The sequence below is a fragment of the Pseudomonas sp. LF020 genome, from assembly GCF_053456425.1.
Genome location: NZ_JBRFIX010000006.1, coordinates 135,608 through 150,775, shown reverse-complemented (window position 1 = coordinate 150,775; position 15,168 = coordinate 135,608). Strand labels below are relative to the sequence as shown.

Below are 15,168 nucleotides of genomic sequence, written 5' to 3'. Positions count from 1 at the left end.
CCGGGAATTCAAGTACAAGTTCCCAAAAAAACCGCAAGGTCAATCACGCGCAAAAAAGATTCTACTTCGGCGCCAGCTCCCTGAGATGACGTGCGACTGCAATCCATGCACCGATATAACCCAACAGCACCGCGCCAAGCAAGAGCGACAGACCGTCGGCAACTGGCACTCCGGCCAGCGCGAAATCACTGCCGTACAAGCCGGCCAGTCCAACCACCGCGTCGTTCAGCCAGTTCAGGCCGAACGCCAGCACACCCCAGGACAGAACCCCCGCACCGAAGCCATACAACGCGCCCATATAAAGGAAGGGGCGACGTACATAGCTGTCAGTGCCGCCGACGAGTTTAATCACTTCTATCTCTGTGCGGCGGTTTTCAATATGAAGACGAATGGTATTGCCTATCACCAAAAGTAATGCAGACACCAAAAGCACCGTCAGACCGAAGACAAAACGGTCACCGAGCTTGAGGATGGCGGCCAGACGCTCGACCCAGACTAGATCAAGTTGCGCCTGTTGTACCTTCGGCAGCTCGGAAAGTTTTTGTCTTAATGCTTCCAGAGTCGGCTTGTCGACCTCGTTCGGGGTCACCAGCACCACGCCTGGCAGCGGGTTCTCCGGCAGCTCGCGCAGAGCTTCGCCCAGACCGGACTGCTGCTGAAACTCTTCCAGCGCCTGATCACGACCAACATATTCGGCATCAGCGACGCCGGGCATGCCTTTGATCTGCTCGCGCAACGATTCACCCTGCGCGGGCGTGGCATCCAGCTGCAGGTACAGCGAAATCTGCGCCGCACGCTGCCACGAACCGCCCAGACGCTCAACGTTGTTGATCAGCAGCGACAGGCCCATCGGCAGGCTCAGCGCCACGGCCATCACCATGCAGGTGAAGAAGCTGCCGATCGGCTGCTTGCCGAGGCGCCGCAGGCTGTCCAGCAGGCTGGCGCGGTGACTTTCGATCCACGAACGCAACAGCGTGGAAAAGTCCGGGCCGTCGTCATCGTCGTGTTTTTTCTTCTTTGGCGGTTGCGGATCGGCGGCCTTCGGGGCCACGCGCTCGGAAACCTTTGGACTGCGTGTCGCACTCATACGCCGGCCTCCCCGTCGCCGATCAATCGGCCGCGTTGCAGAGTCAGCATGCGGTGACGCATACGCGCAATCAGGGCCAGGTCGTGACTGGCGATCAGCACGCTGGTGCCCAGGCGGTTGATGTCTTCGAACACGCCCATGATCTCGGCCGCCAGACGCGGGTCGAGGTTACCGGTCGGTTCGTCCGCCAGCAGCAGGGCTGGACGGTGGACGATGGCGCGAGCGATGCCGACGCGCTGTTGCTGACCGGTGGACAGGTCGCCCGGGTACAGATCGGTTTTATCCGACAGCGCCACGCGCTCCAGCGCCGAATCGACGCGCTTGGCGATCTCAGCCTTGGACAAGCCGAGAATCTGCAGCGGCAGCGCGACGTTGTTGAACACCGTGCGATCGAACAGCAACTGATGGTTCTGGAACACCACGCCGATCTGCCGACGCAGGAACGGAATCTGCGCGTTGCTGATGGTGCTCAGGTCCTGCCCGGCCAGCAGCAGTTTGCCGCTGGTCGGACGCTCCATCGCCAGCAACAGGCGCAACAGCGTGGATTTACCGGCACCGGAGTGGCCGGTGACAAACAGAAATTCGCCACGACGGACTCGAAAGCTCAGCTCATGCAAGCCGACGTGACCGTTCGGGTAGCGTTTACCGACCTGTTCGAAACGAATCATGAACGCTCCCGCTCGGCAAACAGTGCCTGGACAAAGGGTTCGGCTTCAAAGGTACGCAGATCGTCGATGCCTTCACCGACGCCGATGTAGCGGATCGGCAGGCCAAACTGCTTGGCCAGGGCGAAAATCACCCCACCCTTGGCGGTACCGTCGAGCTTGGTCAGCGCCAGGCCGGTCAGTTCGACGGTCTGGTTGAATTGCTTGGCCTGGTTGATCGCGTTCTGACCGGTGCCGGCATCAAGTACCAGCAGCACTTCGTGCGGCGCGTCGGCGTCGAGCTTGCCGATCACCCGGCGCACCTTCTTCAGCTCTTCCATCAGGTTGTCTTTGGTGTGCAGACGACCGGCGGTGTCGGCGATCAACACGTCGATGCCACGGGCCTTGGCGGCTTGCACGGCGTCGAAGATCACCGAAGCAGAGTCGGCGCCGGTGTGCTGGGCGATCACCGGGATCTTGTTGCGCTCGCCCCAGACCTGCAGCTGCTCAACGGCAGCGGCGCGGAAGGTGTCACCGGCGGCGAGCATGACTTTCTTGCCTTCCAGTTGCAGCTTCTTCGCCAGTTTGCCGATAGTGGTGGTCTTGCCAGCGCCATTGACGCCGACCACCAGAATCACGAACGGCTTGTTCTGCGAGGCAATTTTCAGCGGCTGCTCGACCGGCTTGAGCATCGCCGCCAGCTCGGCCTGCAACGACTTGTACAGCGCGTCGGCGTCGGCCAATTCTTTGCGGGCGACCTTCTGGGTCAGACGCTGAATGATCTGCGTAGTGGCTTCGACACCGACGTCAGCGGTCAGCAGACGGGTTTCCAGCTCATCGAGCAAATCGTCATCAATCGTTTTACGACCGAGAAACAGGCTGGCCATACCCTCGCCGATGCTGGCGCTGGTTTTCGACAGGCCTTGCTTGAGGCGGGCGAAGAAGCCGACTTTGGTTTCTTCGCTGCGCGGGGCTTCCACTGGCGTTTCAGCAACCACTTCCACCGGCACCACCGGAGCAGCGACGACCGGTGCAGGTGCAGGTGCAGGTGCAGGTGCAGGTGCAGGTGCAGGCTCGGGCTGCTGAACGACCGGCGCAACAGGGGCGACGACCACCGGGGTCACTGGCTCGGGAACAACCGGCGCAGGCTCGACAACCGGCTCAACCACTGGCGCCGGAGCGACTTCAGGGACGAACGCGGCAGGCGCCGGAATCGGCGGTGTCACATGCGGCGCGGCCTCTTCGACCAAGGCCACCGGCTCCTCTGCCACTGGCAGGGTGAGCCACGGCTCGGCCGCCGGCGTCAGTGGCAGCTCGGCCGCCACCGGGGTTTCAGGTTCTGCCTCGGGCTCGACCGGTTGCAGCACCGGCTCGGCAATCGGCAGCACGATCGGCGCCGGCTCTTCTTCTATGGCAGGCGCTGGCGTCGGAGCCGGTTCAGGAATCGCGGGCGGCTGTTCGACGACGGGTTCCTGCGGTTTCTTACGCAGCCATCCGAACAGGCTTTTCTTCTCGCCAGCCGCAGCTGGGGTCTTCTTGTCGTCGTTGGAACCAAACATGGAGGACGGCTATCTCACGGTAGCGACGCGCCATAAGGGCGCCCCGGCAAATAAATATTCGATGCAGAACAGACTGTGTTTCATCCAGCTTGTTCACGCGCAACATTTTGTCGAGGCGCCAGCGGCACCCCAAAGATTCGTATTAACGAAGGACTAAACCGGCAAAATCGGCGAAAAAGCGAAGTCTAGTCGATAAACCGCAGCTTTCTGCCGCCAACCTATACAACCGCATCAGGCCTGAAAACCTGATAGGCGTGGTCGCCGGTAAAACGGATCAGTATCCTAGCACCCTCTCGCCCGCCGACGCTAAGACCAAGCGGGCAGCCCAACAGGTTAAAAAACGAATGAATGCTCTAGCCCGCCGCGCTGCAGGCCTGCTGCTCAGCACAGTCTGCCTGCCCCTTTCGGCCCTGGCGGCCGACCCGCAACCGACCCACGAATTCACCCTCGACAACGGCCTCAAGGTCGTCGTGCGCGAAGATCATCGCGCGCCGGTGGTGGTGTCGCAGGTCTGGTACAAGGTCGGTTCCAGCTACGAAACCCCGGGGCAGACCGGTCTGTCCCACGCGCTCGAGCACATGATGTTCAAGGGCAGCGAGAAAGTCGGCCCCGGCGAAGCCTCACTGATCCTGCGCGACCTGGGCGCCGAAGAGAACGCCTTCACCAGCGACGACTTCACCGCCTATTACCAGGTGCTGGCCCGCGACCGTCTGGGCGTGGCCTTCGAACTGGAAGCCGACCGCATGGCCAACCTGCGCCTGCCGGCCGACGAATTCGCCAAGGAAATCGAAGTCATCAAGGAAGAGCGTCGCCTGCGCACCGACGACAAGCCGATGTCCAAGGCCTACGAGCGCTACAAGGCGATGGCTTACCCGGCCAGCGGCTACCACACGCCGACCATCGGCTGGATGGCGGACCTGGACCGGATGAAGGTCGAAGAGCTGCGGCATTGGTATCAGTCCTGGTATGTGCCGAATAACGCCACGCTGGTGGTGGTCGGCGACGTCACCCCGGACGAAGTGAAGACCCTCGCCCAACGCTACTTCGGGCCGATTGCCAAGCGCGACGTGCCATCGGCGAAGAAACCGCTGGAACTGGCCGAGCCGGGTGAGCGCCAGATCACCCTGCATGTGCAGACCCAGCTGCCCAGCCTGATGCTCGGTTTCAACGTGCCCAGCATCGCCACCGCTGAAGACAAGCGCTCGGTCAACGCCCTGCGGCTGATTTCGGCGCTGCTCGACGGCGGCTACAGCGGGCGCATCCCGACGCAACTGGAACGCGGCGAAGAGCTGGTTTCCGGCGGTTCCTCGAGCTACGACGCCTACACCCGGGGCGACACCCTGTTCACCCTGTCGGCGACACCGAACACGCAGAAGAAAAAGACCATGGCGCAAGCTGAAGCCGGTCTGTGGAAATTGCTGGAACAGCTGAAAACCACCGCACCGTCCGCCGAAGAACTGGCGCGCGTGCGGGCACAAGTGATTGCCGGCCTGGTATTCGAACGTGATTCAATCACCAGCCAGGCCACCGCCATCGGCCAACTGGAAACGGTCGGGCTGTCGTGGAAACTGATGGACACCGAACTCGCCGATCTGGAAAGCGTGACCCCGCAAGACATCCAGAACGCCGCCAAGCTGTATTTCACCCGCGAACGTCTCAGCGTCGCCCATGTCCTGCCACTGGAGACGACTCATGAGTGAGCGCAAATCCCCACGCCTGTTGCTCGGCCTGATCGCCATTGCAGTGATCGGCGCTGCCGCGTTCTATCTGATGCCCGGTGTCAAAACCGACGCCAGCGAAGCGCTGGATAACGCCAAGACCAGCCAGAAACTGCAATCGCTGGCCGAACTCGATGGCAAGGCTCCGGCCAGCCGCAAGCTCGACGTGCAGACCTGGAACACTGCTGAAGGCGCCAAGGTGCTGTTCGTCGAAGCCCATGAGCTGCCGATGTTCGACATGCGTCTGATCTTCGCCGCCGGCAGCAGCCAGGACGGCAATGCACCGGGTCTGGCAGTCCTGACCAACGCCATGCTCAACGAAGGCGTGGCCGGCAAGGACGTCGGCGCCATCGCCCAAGGCTTCGAAGGCCTCGGTGCGGATTTCGGCAACGGTGCCTACAAGGACATGGCGCTGGCTTCGCTGCGCAGCCTGAGTGCCGCCGAGCAACGTGAACCGGCGCTGAAGCTGTTCTCGGAAGTGGTGGGCAAACCGACCTTCCCGGCCGATTCCTTTGCGCGCATCAAGAACCAGATGCTCGCCGGTTTCGAATACCAGAAACAGAACCCCGGCAAACTCGCCAGCCTTGAGTTGATGAAGCGTTTGTACGGCGACCACCCGTATGCGCATTCCAGCGACGGCAACCCGCAGAGCGTGCCGAAGATCACACTGGCGCAACTGCGTGAGTTCCACGCCAAGGCCTATGCGGCCGGCAACGTGGTGATCGCACTGGTCGGCGACCTGTCGCGTGCTGAAGCCGAGGCGATTGCCAATCAGGTCTCCGGCGCCCTGCCTAAAGGCCCGGCGCTGGCGAAGATCGCCCAGCCGCAGGAACCGAAGGCCAGCGTCAATCACATCGAGTTTCCGTCGAAGCAGACCAACCTGTTGCTCGCGCAACTGGGTATCGACCGTGACGACCCGGATTACGCGGCGCTGTCGATGGGCAACCAGATCCTCGGTGGCGGCGGCTTCGGCACGCGTCTGATGAGCGAAGTGCGCGAAAAGCGTGGCCTGACCTATGGCGTGTACTCGGGTTTCAGCCCGATGCAGGCTCGCGGCCCGTTCATGATCAACCTGCAGACCCGCGCGGAAATGAGCGAAGGCACCCTGAAACTGGTGCAGGACGTGCTCGCCGATTATCTGAAGACCGGCCCGACCCAGAAAGAACTCGACGACGCCAAACGCGAACTGGCCGGCAGCTTCCCGCTGTCCACCGCGAGCAACGCCGATATCGTCGGCCAGCTGGGCGCCATGGGCTTCTATAATCTGCCGTTGAGCTATCTGGATGACTTCATGCGTCAGTCCCAGAGCCTGACTGTCGAGCAGGTCAAAGACGCGATGAACAAACACCTGAGCACGGACAAACTGGTCATCGTCAGCGCTGGCCCGACCGTGCCGCAAAAGCCGTTACCGGCCCCATCTGATAAACCTGCCGAGCAACCGCTCGGGGTTCCGGAGCATTAATGGCTACTCGTCCTAAAAAACCTGCGCAGAACGTTCACAACGGTGTGAACCAGTTGCGCATCATCGGCGGCGAATGGCGCAGCCGCAAACTGAGCTTCCCCGATGCGCCGGGCCTGCGCCCGACACCGGATCGCGTGCGTGAGACCCTGTTCAACTGGCTCGCACCGTATGTGGCCGGGGCCAAGGTGCTGGACCCGTTCGCCGGCAGCGGCGCACTGTTTCTCGAGGCACTGTCGCGTGGCGCAGCCATGGGTCAGGCGCTGGATGCCAGCCACGTCGCGGTATCGAGCCTGAAGGAACACCTCGGCACCCTGCGCTGCACCAACGGCCAGGTGCAGACCGCGGACGCGCTGCGCTATCTGGAAACCCAGGTCGCCACGCCGTACGACTTGGTATTTCTCGATCCGCCGTTCAACCAGAACCTGCTGCCAGCGGTCTGCACTTTGCTGGAAGAGCGCCAATGGCTCGCGCCGGATTCGTGGATCTACACTGAAAGCGAAACCGCGCCTTCGACGCTGGGCCTGCCGGGCAACTGGCGCCTGCACCGCGAACAGAAATCCGGGCGGGTGTACTACGCGTTGTGGCAACGTATGGCTGTTAACTGAACGTATTGAACAACCCTGTGGCGAGGGAGCTTGCTCCCGCTGGACTGCGCAGCAGTCCCAAAAAAGGGCCGCTTCGCGCCCCAGCGGGAGCAAGCTCCCTCGCCACAAAAGGTGTGTGCCCTCTGGAAACTGAACGCTTCACCCCCGCCTTCGGCCTCGGCAATCCGCACCTGCAAACCTTGTGGGGGCCGCTGTGGCGCAAAACCGTGCACCTTGATCGCAAGCGTGAACGCCTGTGGCTGGACGACGGGGATTTCCTCGATCTCGACTGGCACGGCCCGCACAGCGCCGAGGCGCCGCTGGTGCTGGTGCTGCATGGGCTGACCGGTTCATCCAATTCGCCTTACGTTGCCGGGATCCAGGCGGCACTCGCCGCGCAAGGCTGGGCCAGTGTCGCGCTGAACTGGCGCGGATGCTCCGGCGAACCCAATCTTTTGCCGCGCAGCTATCACTCCGGCGCCAGCGAAGACCTCGCCGAAGCCATCCGACACCTGCGCGCCAAGCGCCCGCTGGCGCCGCTGTATGCGGTGGGCTATTCCCTGGGCGGCAATGTGTTGCTCAAGCATCTGGGCGAGACCGGCAGCGACAGCGGCGTGCTCGGTGCAGTGGCGGTGTCGGTGCCGTTTCGGCTTGATCAGTGTGCCGACCGCATTGGCCAGGGGTTTTCCAAGGTCTATCAGGCGCACTTCATGCGCGAGATGGTCGCCTACATCAAGAACAAGCAACGCCAGTTCCAGCACGACGGGCGCGAGGATGGCCTGGCGGCTCTGGCGGCGCTCGGTTCGCTGGAGAACATGCGCACCTTCTGGGACTTCGATGGCCGAATCACTGCACCGTTGCATGGCTTTACCGATGCCGAGGATTACTATCGCCGGGCGTCGAGTCGCTACTTTCTCGGCGAAATCCGCACGCCGACCCTGATCATTCAGGCCGCTGACGATCCGTTCGTGTTTCCCCACAGCCTGCCGACCGCCGAGGAGTTGTCCGCCAGCACCCGGTTCGAGCTGCAGGCCAAGGGTGGGCATGTCGGCTTTGTCGATGGCACATTCCGCCAACCCGGTTACTACCTGGAACGGCGCATCCCGCAATGGCTGGCCCGTGTGACGTCATGAGCGATCAGGGCGAGTCGATCCGTTTCTGGCAAACCGCGCCGCTGGCCGGGGTCGAGTTGCTGTCGGCGCGCTACATCGAGCATCGCTTCGCCCCGCACGTCCACGACGGTTATGTGATCGGTATGATCATGGCCGGTGCCCAGCGTTATCGCTATCGCGGCGCCGAACACCTTGCGGGCAGCGGCACCCTGGTGCTGATCAACCCGGACGAATTGCACACCGGCCACAAGGGCACCGAAGACGGCTGGCTGTACCGGGCGTTTTATCCCGATACCGGGCAGATCGTGTCCCTGCTCGAAGAACTGGAACTGCCTACCGCACCGATGCCGGCGTTTGGCGCGACGCTGTACCGCGACCCGGATCTGGTCAACGGTTTCTGTCAGTTGCATCGCTTGCTGGAAAGCCCGGCCACCGCGCTGCAACAGCAAACGATGTGGCGCGAAATGATGATGTTGCTGTTGCAGCGACATGCGGCGGTGCAGATCAACGGCAAACCGGGCAAGGAGCACCGCGCGGTGGTGATGGCCAAGGAGCTGCTGCATGCGCAACTGGCTGCGCCGCCGTCGCTGGAAGAACTGGCGGCTGCGGTGAACCTGTCGCCCTTCCACTTCGCCCGGGTATTTCGCCGCGCCACCGGCATGCCGCCGCACACCTGGCTGATGCAGCAGCGCATCGCCACCGCCCGGGGTTTATTGCAGAGTGGTTGTCTGCCGGTGGAAGTCGCCATGCAGTTGGGCTTTGCCGATCAGAGTCATCTGAGCCGGCAGTTCAAGCAGGTTTATGGCGTGGGGCCGGCGGCGTATCGCAGTGCCCGACGCCCCTCTTCAAACACCGAATAACCCTTGTAGGAGTGAGCCTGCTCGCGATGGCGGCTGATCAGGCAACATTGATGTCGACAGACACAACGCTAACGCGAGCAGGCTCACTCCTACAGTCGGGATTACTCGCCCGTGGCTATGCCCCGGGAAGGCTCGTTGATCCACTCACTCCACGACCCGGCATACAGCGAACCCAGCGGATACCCCGCCAGGCACAACGCAAACAGGTTGTGACACGCCGTCACCCCGGAGCCGCAATAGGCGACCAGTTCTGTTGGCGAACGATCACCTAGTTTCGCGGCAAAGCGCTGCTTGAGCTGCTCCGCCGGCAGGAAGCGTCCGTCGCTGCCAAGGTTTTCGGTAAACGCTGCGCATTGCGCGCCGGGAATGTGCCCGCCGATCGGATCGATCGGCTCCACCTCACCCTTGAAGCGCGGCAAGGCCCGGGCGTCGAGCAACGTCAGCGATGGCTGATCAAGCCGCTTGTGCAATTGTTCGGCACTCAGCAGCAGTTTCATGTCCGGCTGACCGCTGAAATTGCCCCGGCTGACCGACGGCGCATCCAGGCTCAGCGGCAGACCGGCGGCGTGCCAGGCCTTGAGCCCGCCGTCGAGAATGAACACGCCGTCGCGCTTGCCCAGCCACGCCAGCAACCACCAGGCGCGGGCCGCATAGGCACCGGGGCCGTCGTCGTACAAAACCACATCGCTGTCGGCATTGATGCCCCAGGCCTGCAGACGCTCGATCAACGCCGCGGGCTCAGGCAGCGGGTGACGTCCGGTGACGCCTTTGATCACCTTGCCGCTGAGATCGCGCTCAAGGTCGGCGAAGCGGGCGCCGGCGATGTGTCCTTCGGCATAGCTGCGCTGCCCGTAGTCCGGGTCTTCGAGGGCAAAACGACAATCGAGAATCACCAGCCCCGGCTGCTCCTTGCGGGCATCCAGTGCATTCGGGCTGAGCAGTTGCGCAATCGGCATAACGGACTCCTGTGAGCGACTTCGAAATGGTTTAGCGCCCTTCCTCGAGGGCCTGGGCCAGCGGCACGTAGAACTCGTCGAACAAGGCATTCACCTCTTCGCGGGCCTGATCGGTGACGAATCCGGCTTCCAGCACCAGCACCTGATACACGCCGCGCTTGATGGCCTGTTCGCTGAGGTGGTTGGAGTTTTCCCGGGTGGTGCACAGAAAGCGCACCCACGAGGTGAGGATGATCCAGGCATTGATCGTCAGGGATTCGATCTGCACCCGGTCCATCTTGAGGATGCCGGCGGCGACGAAACCCTCGTAGATCGCCATGCCCTGGATCACGCAGCGCTGGGAGAAACGCCGGTAGCGCGCGGCCAGATCCGGGTCACTGTCGAGCAGGTGCTCGAGATCGCGATGCAGAAAGCGGTAGCCCCACATCGCCGACAGCAACTCCTTGAGGTAATAGCGCTTGTCTTCGACCGTGGCGGCGCGCCCCTGCGGCGGGCGCAGAAAGCTGTCCACAAGGCTCTCGTACTCACTGAACAGCACGGCGATGATCGCCTGCTTGTTGGGGAAGTGGTAGTACAGGTTGCCCGGAGAAATCTCCATGTGCGCGGCAATGTGATTGGTGCTGATGCTGCGCTCGCCCTGCTGATTGAACAGTTCGAGGCTGTTCTGCACGATGCGCTCGCTGGTTTTTATTCGTGGGGCCATGGCTTGAGCTTTAATTCAGAGTGCGGTGAGGGGCATCTTACGACCTAACCGGAACTTGATAAAACAAAGCTGTGTCGGGAAGTCATTTGACTTTCTAGAGCATAGACTCTAGAAAGTCATCACTACAATAAATCCGGAGCCGACCATGACTGCCGACATTGCTTATCTGCAAACGCTGCAACAGCCTCTGGAAGAGCTTGATCGGCTGTTCGCGGCACAACGCGCCGCCTATGCCGCCAACCCCATGCCAGCGGCAGAACAACGCCAACAGTGGCTCAAGGCGTTGCGTGAGTTGCTCAGCAACGAGCGGCAGGCGCTGGTCGATGCCATCAGCGCGGATTTCAGTCATCGCAGCGCTGATGAAACCCTGCTCGCCGAGCTGATGCCCAGCCTGCACGGCATCCATTACGCCAGCCGCCACCTCAACGGCTGGATGAAGTCGTCACGGCGCAAAGTCGGCATGGCCTTTCAGCCGGCGTCGGCCAAGGTCGTGTACCAGCCGCTCGGGGTGGTCGGCATCATCGTCCCGTGGAACTACCCGTTGTATCTGGCCATCGGCCCGCTGGTCGGCGCACTCGCGGCGGGCAACCGGGTGATGCTCAAGCTCAGCGAATCGACCCCGGCCACCGGCCAGTTGCTCAAGACTCTGCTGGGGCGGATTTTCCCCGAAGACCTGGTCTGCGTGGTGCTCGGCGAGGCCGACATCGGCGTGGCGTTTTCCCGTCTGCGCTTCGATCACCTGCTGTTCACCGGCGCCACCAGCATCGGCAAACACGTGATGCGCGCCGCAGCGGAAAACCTGACCCCGGTGACCCTCGAACTGGGCGGCAAGTCCCCCGCCATCGTTTCCCGCGACGTGCCGCTCAAGGACGCCGCCGAACGCATCGCCTTCGGCAAGACCCTGAATGCCGGGCAGACCTGCGTTGCCCCCGATTACGTGCTGGTGCCGCAAGACCGCGTCGGTGCGTTCGTCGAAGCCTATCGCCAGGTAGTGAACAATTTCTATCCAACCCTCGCTGACAACCCGGACTACACCGCGATCATCAACGAGCGCCAAATGGCCCGGCTCAACGGTTATGTCAGCGACGCCACGAGCAAGGGCGCGCTGCTGATCCCGCTGTTCGAACAGGGCCAGGGCCGGCGCATGCCGCACAGCCTGCTGCTCAACGTCACTGACGAGATGACCGTGATGCAGGACGAAATCTTCGGCCCGTTGCTGCCGATCGTGCCGTATCAGGATCTCGATCAGGCGTTTGCCTACATCAATCAACGCCCGCGACCTCTGGCGCTTTATTACTTTGGCTACGACAAGCGCGAACAAAACCGCGTGCTGCACGAAACCCATTCCGGTGGCGTGTGCCTGAACGACACCCTGCTGCACGTGGCGCAGGATGACATGCCATTCGGCGGCATCGGCCCGTCGGGCATGGGCCACTATCACGGCCACGAAGGTTTCCTGACTTTCAGCAAGGCCAAGGGCGTGCTGATCAAACAGCGCTTCAATGCCGCGAAGCTGATCTACCCGCCTTACGGCAAATCGATCCAGAAACTGATCCAGAAGCTGTTCATCCGCTAATCGTCGTCACCGCCGGGTAATAACAACAATGCACCCAAGCCTGACCGAAACACCTGCCCTGTCGCGCCGTGGCCTGCTGAAATTCAGCCTCGGCGCCACAGCATTTCTCGCCACCGCCGGCCTCGGCGCCAGCCTCAGTGGTTGTTCATCGAGTGTCGCGGCCAATGGCTTCGTCACCCTGCGCGACGGCGACCTGCTGTTTTTGCGCGCACTGATTCCGGTGATGCTCGAAGGCGCCGTGGCGAGCGAAAAAATGCCCGGCGCCGTCGATGGCACCCTCAAGTCGCTGGATTACAGCCTCGATCACCTGTCGCCAGAGATGCTCAAACTCACCCGGCAATTGTTCGATGTGCTCGGCATGGCGGTCACCCGCGGGCCGCTCACGGGCATTTGGGGCAGTTGGGAAAACGCCAGCCCCGAGGCGATGCGCAACTTCCTCGAGCGCTGGCAGAACAGTTCATTGAGCCTGCTGCGCATGGGCCACAGCTCATTGCAGCAAATGGTGATGATGGCCTGGTACACCCGCGCTGAGTCCTGGGCGCATTGCGGCTATCCCGGCCCGCCCACGGTCTGAAATCGAGTCGCGCCGTTCGCGAGCAAGCTCGCTCCCACAAGGGAATGCATTTCAATGTGGGAGCGGGCTTGCTCGCGAAGGCGCCAGCCGGCACACCACCGCACCCAGAATAATAAAGAGAACCTGATCAATGCCCGTACCCGACCCGTTCCGCGAAGGCCTCGCCCGTGGCTGGAAAACCTACAACGGCGCACAACTGACCGGCGACCTGACGCTGGAAGCCGACGTGGCCATCATCGGCAGCGGTGCCGGTGGCGGCACCACCGCAGAAATCCTCAGCGCCGCCGGCTACAAGGTGCTGCTGATCGAGGAAGGCCCGCTCAAGACCAGCTCCGACTTCAAGATGCTCGAAGACCAGGCCTACAGCAGCCTCTATCAGGAAGGCATCGGCCGCATGAGCAAGGACGGCGCGATCACCATCCTCCAGGGCCGTGCGGTGGGCGGCACCACGCTGATCAACTGGACATCGAGCTTCCGCACACCCGAGCCGACCCTCGAACACTGGGCGAAAGAGCACAACGTCAAAGGCCACAGCCCTGCCGAAATGGCGCCATGGTTCGAGAAAATGGAACAGCGTCTGGGCGTCGCGCCGTGGATGGTTCCGCCCAATGCCAACAACGACGTAATCCGCAAAGGCTGTGAACAACTCGGCTACAGCTGGCACGTGATCCCGCGCAACGTGCGCGGCTGCTGGAACCTCGGTTACTGCGGCATGGGCTGCCCGACCAACGCCAAGCAGTCGATGATGGTCACGACCATCCCGGCAACCCTGGAAAAGGGCGGCGAGTTGCTGTACCTGGCCCGCGCGGAAAAACTGCTGATCAGCGGCGACAAGATCACCGGCCTGCAATGCGTGGCGATGGACGAACGTTGCGTCGCGCCGACCGGACGCAAAATCACGATCAAGGCGCGGCATTACGTGCTGGCCGGTGGTGGCATCAACAGTCCTGCCCTGTTGCTGCGCTCGGATGCACCGGATCCGCATCAGCGCCTCGGCAAACGTACCTTTCTGCATCTGGTGAACATGTCCGCTGGGCGTTTCGACGAAGTGATCAACCCGTTCTACGGCGCGCCGCAGTCGATCTACTCGGATCATTTCCAATGGAAGGACGGCACCAGCGGGCCGATGGGCTACAAACTCGAAGTGCCGCCGCTGCAACCCGCGCTGGCGGCGACGCTGCTCGGTGGCTTCGGCCAGCAGAACGCCGAACACATGGCTGATCTGCCGCACACCCACGCGATGCTCGCGTTGCTGCGCGACGGTTTCCATCCGGACAGCCCCGGCGGCAGTGTCGAGTTGCGCGGCGATGGCTCGCCAGTGCTTGACTATCAGGTCTCCCCTTACGCCTGGGAAGGCCTGCGCCGCGCCTTTCACAGCATGGCCGAGATCCAGTTTGCCGGCGGCGCCAAAACCGTGATGCCGATGCACGCCGACGCACGCTACGTGAAGAATCTGGCCGAAGCGCGCACATTGATCGACAGTTTGAGCCTTGAGCTGTATCGCACACGCCTGGGCAGCGCCCACGTAATGGGCGGTTGCGCGATGGGCGAAGATCCGAAAAACGCGGTCACCGACAGCCTCGGTCGGCATCATCAACTGAGCAATCTGTCGATTCACGATGGCTCGCTGTTCCCCACCAGCATTGGCGCCAACCCGCAATTGTCGGTGTATGGCCTGACCGCGCAATTGGCGACATCCCTCGCCGATCGACTGAGAAATCCGTGAAAAAACCGGTTTATCACGGCGTCTATAGTGCTTTCTTACCCAACAGGCGACTTGGCCGACCGGGACGGCTGCGATACCATCCGACTCCCCAACGGACTCCCGCCAGGACGACGCGATGAACCGAGTGTTGTACCCAGGTACCTTCGACCCTATTACCAAGGGCCATGGCGATCTGGTCGAACGCGCCTCGCGCCTGTTCGATCACGTGATCATTGCGGTCGCCGCCAGCCCGAAGAAAAATCCGCTGTTCCCGCTGGAACAACGGGTTGAACTGGCTCGCGAGGTCACCAAGCACCTGCCCAACGTCGAAGTGGTCGGCTTCTCGACGCTGCTGGCGCATTTCGCCAAAGAGCAGAACGCCAATGTGTTCCTGCGTGGCCTGCGTGCGGTGTCGGACTTCGAATACGAATTCCAGCTGGCCAACATGAACCGCCAACTGGCCCCGGACGTGGAGAGTCTGTTTCTTACTCCGTCCGAGCGTTATTCGTTCATTTCCTCGACCCTGGTGCGGGAAATTGCCGCGCTGGGCGGCGATATCAGCAAATTCGTCCACCCCGCCGTGGCTGACGCGCTGACCCTGCGCTTCAAAAAGTAGGCGCTGCCGAAG

The 15,168-nt window shown here is 62.3% G+C and carries 14 protein-coding genes; 9 read left to right on the top strand and 5 right to left on the bottom strand.

Translation table 11 applies throughout. The features are described from left to right. Positions 1–61: 61 nt before the first annotated feature. Genes ftsX through ftsY form a run of 3 tightly spaced genes read right to left on the bottom strand, consistent with a single transcriptional unit; the run spans position 62 to position 3,290 of the window. A complete protein-coding gene (gene ftsX, locus ACU680_RS15970) occupies positions 62–1,087 on the bottom strand; it encodes a permease-like cell division protein FtsX (protein WP_007964135.1) in 1,026 nt (341 codons plus the stop codon). After that, entirely contained in the window at positions 1,084–1,755 is a 672-nt protein-coding gene (gene ftsE / locus ACU680_RS15965; RefSeq protein WP_003229148.1) for a cell division ATP-binding protein FtsE, read from the bottom strand. The genes ftsX and ftsE overlap by 4 nt, the downstream gene beginning before the upstream one ends. Further along, positions 1,752–3,290 carry a signal recognition particle-docking protein FtsY gene (ftsY, locus tag ACU680_RS15960; protein WP_448179938.1) on the bottom strand — a complete coding sequence of 513 codons (1,539 nt, stop codon included), beginning with the start codon at positions 3,288–3,290 and terminating at the stop codon, positions 1,752–1,754. Before ftsY ends, ftsE begins: the two co-directional genes overlap by 4 nt. A gap of 344 nt (positions 3,291–3,634) precedes the next feature. On the opposite strand from ftsY, the gene ACU680_RS15955 reads away from it, so the two are divergent. The 5 genes from ACU680_RS15955 to ACU680_RS15935 all read left to right on the top strand — a co-directional run bounded on the left by ACU680_RS15955 (position 3,635) and on the right by ACU680_RS15935 (position 9,026). Further along, entirely contained in the window at positions 3,635–4,990 is a 1,356-nt protein-coding gene (locus ACU680_RS15955) for a M16 family metallopeptidase (protein WP_448179937.1), read from the top strand. Next, entirely contained in the window at positions 4,983–6,470 is a 1,488-nt protein-coding gene (locus tag ACU680_RS15950) for a M16 family metallopeptidase (RefSeq protein ID WP_448179936.1), read from the top strand. The genes ACU680_RS15955 and ACU680_RS15950 overlap by 8 nt, the downstream gene beginning before the upstream one ends. Further along, entirely contained in the window at positions 6,470–7,075 is a 606-nt protein-coding gene (gene rsmD, locus ACU680_RS15945) for a 16S rRNA (guanine(966)-N(2))-methyltransferase RsmD (RefSeq protein ID WP_367086087.1), read from the top strand. Before ACU680_RS15950 ends, rsmD begins: the two co-directional genes overlap by 1 nt. Before the next feature lie 113 nt (positions 7,076–7,188). Beyond that, complete coding sequence (locus ACU680_RS15940) at positions 7,189–8,187, top strand: hydrolase (RefSeq protein WP_448179935.1); 999 nt, start codon at positions 7,189–7,191, stop codon at positions 8,185–8,187. Then, the gene (locus tag ACU680_RS15935) at positions 8,184–9,026 is read left to right on the top strand and encodes a helix-turn-helix domain-containing protein (RefSeq protein ID WP_448180048.1); all 843 of its coding nucleotides are present in this window, start codon (positions 8,184–8,186) and stop codon (positions 9,024–9,026) included. The genes ACU680_RS15940 and ACU680_RS15935 overlap by 4 nt, the downstream gene beginning before the upstream one ends. Before the next feature lie 101 nt (positions 9,027–9,127). On the opposite strand, the gene ACU680_RS15930 is transcribed toward ACU680_RS15935, so the two are convergent. Both ACU680_RS15930 and ACU680_RS15925 read right to left on the bottom strand, forming a co-directional pair. Then, positions 9,128–9,982 (bottom strand): sulfurtransferase, encoded by an 855-nt coding sequence (locus ACU680_RS15930; protein WP_448179934.1) that lies wholly within the window; start codon positions 9,980–9,982, stop codon positions 9,128–9,130. A 31-nt stretch (positions 9,983–10,013) separates the two neighbouring features. After that, positions 10,014–10,685, bottom strand: coding sequence for a TetR/AcrR family transcriptional regulator (locus tag ACU680_RS15925; RefSeq protein ID WP_007964152.1), 672 nt, complete (start codon positions 10,683–10,685; stop codon positions 10,014–10,016). Positions 10,686–10,830: 145 nt separating this feature from the next. On the opposite strand from ACU680_RS15925, the gene ACU680_RS15920 reads away from it, so the two are divergent. The 4 genes from ACU680_RS15920 to coaD all read left to right on the top strand — a co-directional run bounded on the left by ACU680_RS15920 (position 10,831) and on the right by coaD (position 15,156). Continuing rightward, positions 10,831–12,261, top strand: coding sequence for a coniferyl aldehyde dehydrogenase (locus ACU680_RS15920; protein ID WP_448179933.1), 1,431 nt, complete (start codon positions 10,831–10,833; stop codon positions 12,259–12,261). A gap of 28 nt (positions 12,262–12,289) precedes the next feature. Beyond that, positions 12,290–12,835, top strand: coding sequence for a twin-arginine translocation pathway signal protein (locus tag ACU680_RS15915; protein WP_400762477.1), 546 nt, complete (start codon positions 12,290–12,292; stop codon positions 12,833–12,835). A 130-nt stretch (positions 12,836–12,965) separates the two neighbouring features. Next, positions 12,966–14,561, top strand: a complete 1,596-nt coding sequence (locus ACU680_RS15910; RefSeq protein ID WP_448179932.1) for a GMC family oxidoreductase — start codon at positions 12,966–12,968, stop codon at positions 14,559–14,561. A 115-nt stretch (positions 14,562–14,676) separates the two neighbouring features. Continuing rightward, positions 14,677–15,156 carry a pantetheine-phosphate adenylyltransferase gene (gene coaD / locus ACU680_RS15905; RefSeq protein WP_003229157.1) on the top strand — a complete coding sequence of 160 codons (480 nt, stop codon included), beginning with the start codon at positions 14,677–14,679 and terminating at the stop codon, positions 15,154–15,156. Positions 15,157–15,168 lie beyond the last annotated feature (12 nt).

Excerpts from the sequence above, each read along its gene's own strand:
- ftsX (WP_007964135.1), bottom strand. The coding sequence starts at position 1,087 with ATGAGTGCGACACGCAGTCCAAAGGTTTCCGAGCGCGTGGCCCCGAAG.
- ftsE (WP_003229148.1), bottom strand. The coding sequence starts at position 1,755 with ATGATTCGTTTCGAACAGGTCGGTAAACGCTACCCGAACGGTCACGTC.
- ftsY (WP_448179938.1), bottom strand. The coding sequence starts at position 3,290 with ATGTTTGGTTCCAACGACGACAAGAAGACCCCAGCTGCGGCTGGCGAG.
- ACU680_RS15955 (WP_448179937.1), top strand. The coding sequence starts at position 3,635 with ATGAATGCTCTAGCCCGCCGCGCTGCAGGCCTGCTGCTCAGCACAGTC.
- ACU680_RS15950 (WP_448179936.1), top strand. The coding sequence starts at position 4,983 with ATGAGTGAGCGCAAATCCCCACGCCTGTTGCTCGGCCTGATCGCCATT.
- rsmD (WP_367086087.1), top strand. The coding sequence starts at position 6,470 with ATGGCTACTCGTCCTAAAAAACCTGCGCAGAACGTTCACAACGGTGTG.
- ACU680_RS15935 (WP_448180048.1), top strand. The coding sequence starts at position 8,184 with ATGAGCGATCAGGGCGAGTCGATCCGTTTCTGGCAAACCGCGCCGCTG.
- ACU680_RS15930 (WP_448179934.1), bottom strand. The coding sequence starts at position 9,982 with ATGCCGATTGCGCAACTGCTCAGCCCGAATGCACTGGATGCCCGCAAG.
- ACU680_RS15925 (WP_007964152.1), bottom strand. The coding sequence starts at position 10,685 with ATGGCCCCACGAATAAAAACCAGCGAGCGCATCGTGCAGAACAGCCTC.
- ACU680_RS15920 (WP_448179933.1), top strand. The coding sequence starts at position 10,831 with ATGACTGCCGACATTGCTTATCTGCAAACGCTGCAACAGCCTCTGGAA.
- ACU680_RS15915 (WP_400762477.1), top strand. The coding sequence starts at position 12,290 with ATGCACCCAAGCCTGACCGAAACACCTGCCCTGTCGCGCCGTGGCCTG.
- ACU680_RS15910 (WP_448179932.1), top strand. The coding sequence starts at position 12,966 with ATGCCCGTACCCGACCCGTTCCGCGAAGGCCTCGCCCGTGGCTGGAAA.
- coaD (WP_003229157.1), top strand. The coding sequence starts at position 14,677 with ATGAACCGAGTGTTGTACCCAGGTACCTTCGACCCTATTACCAAGGGC.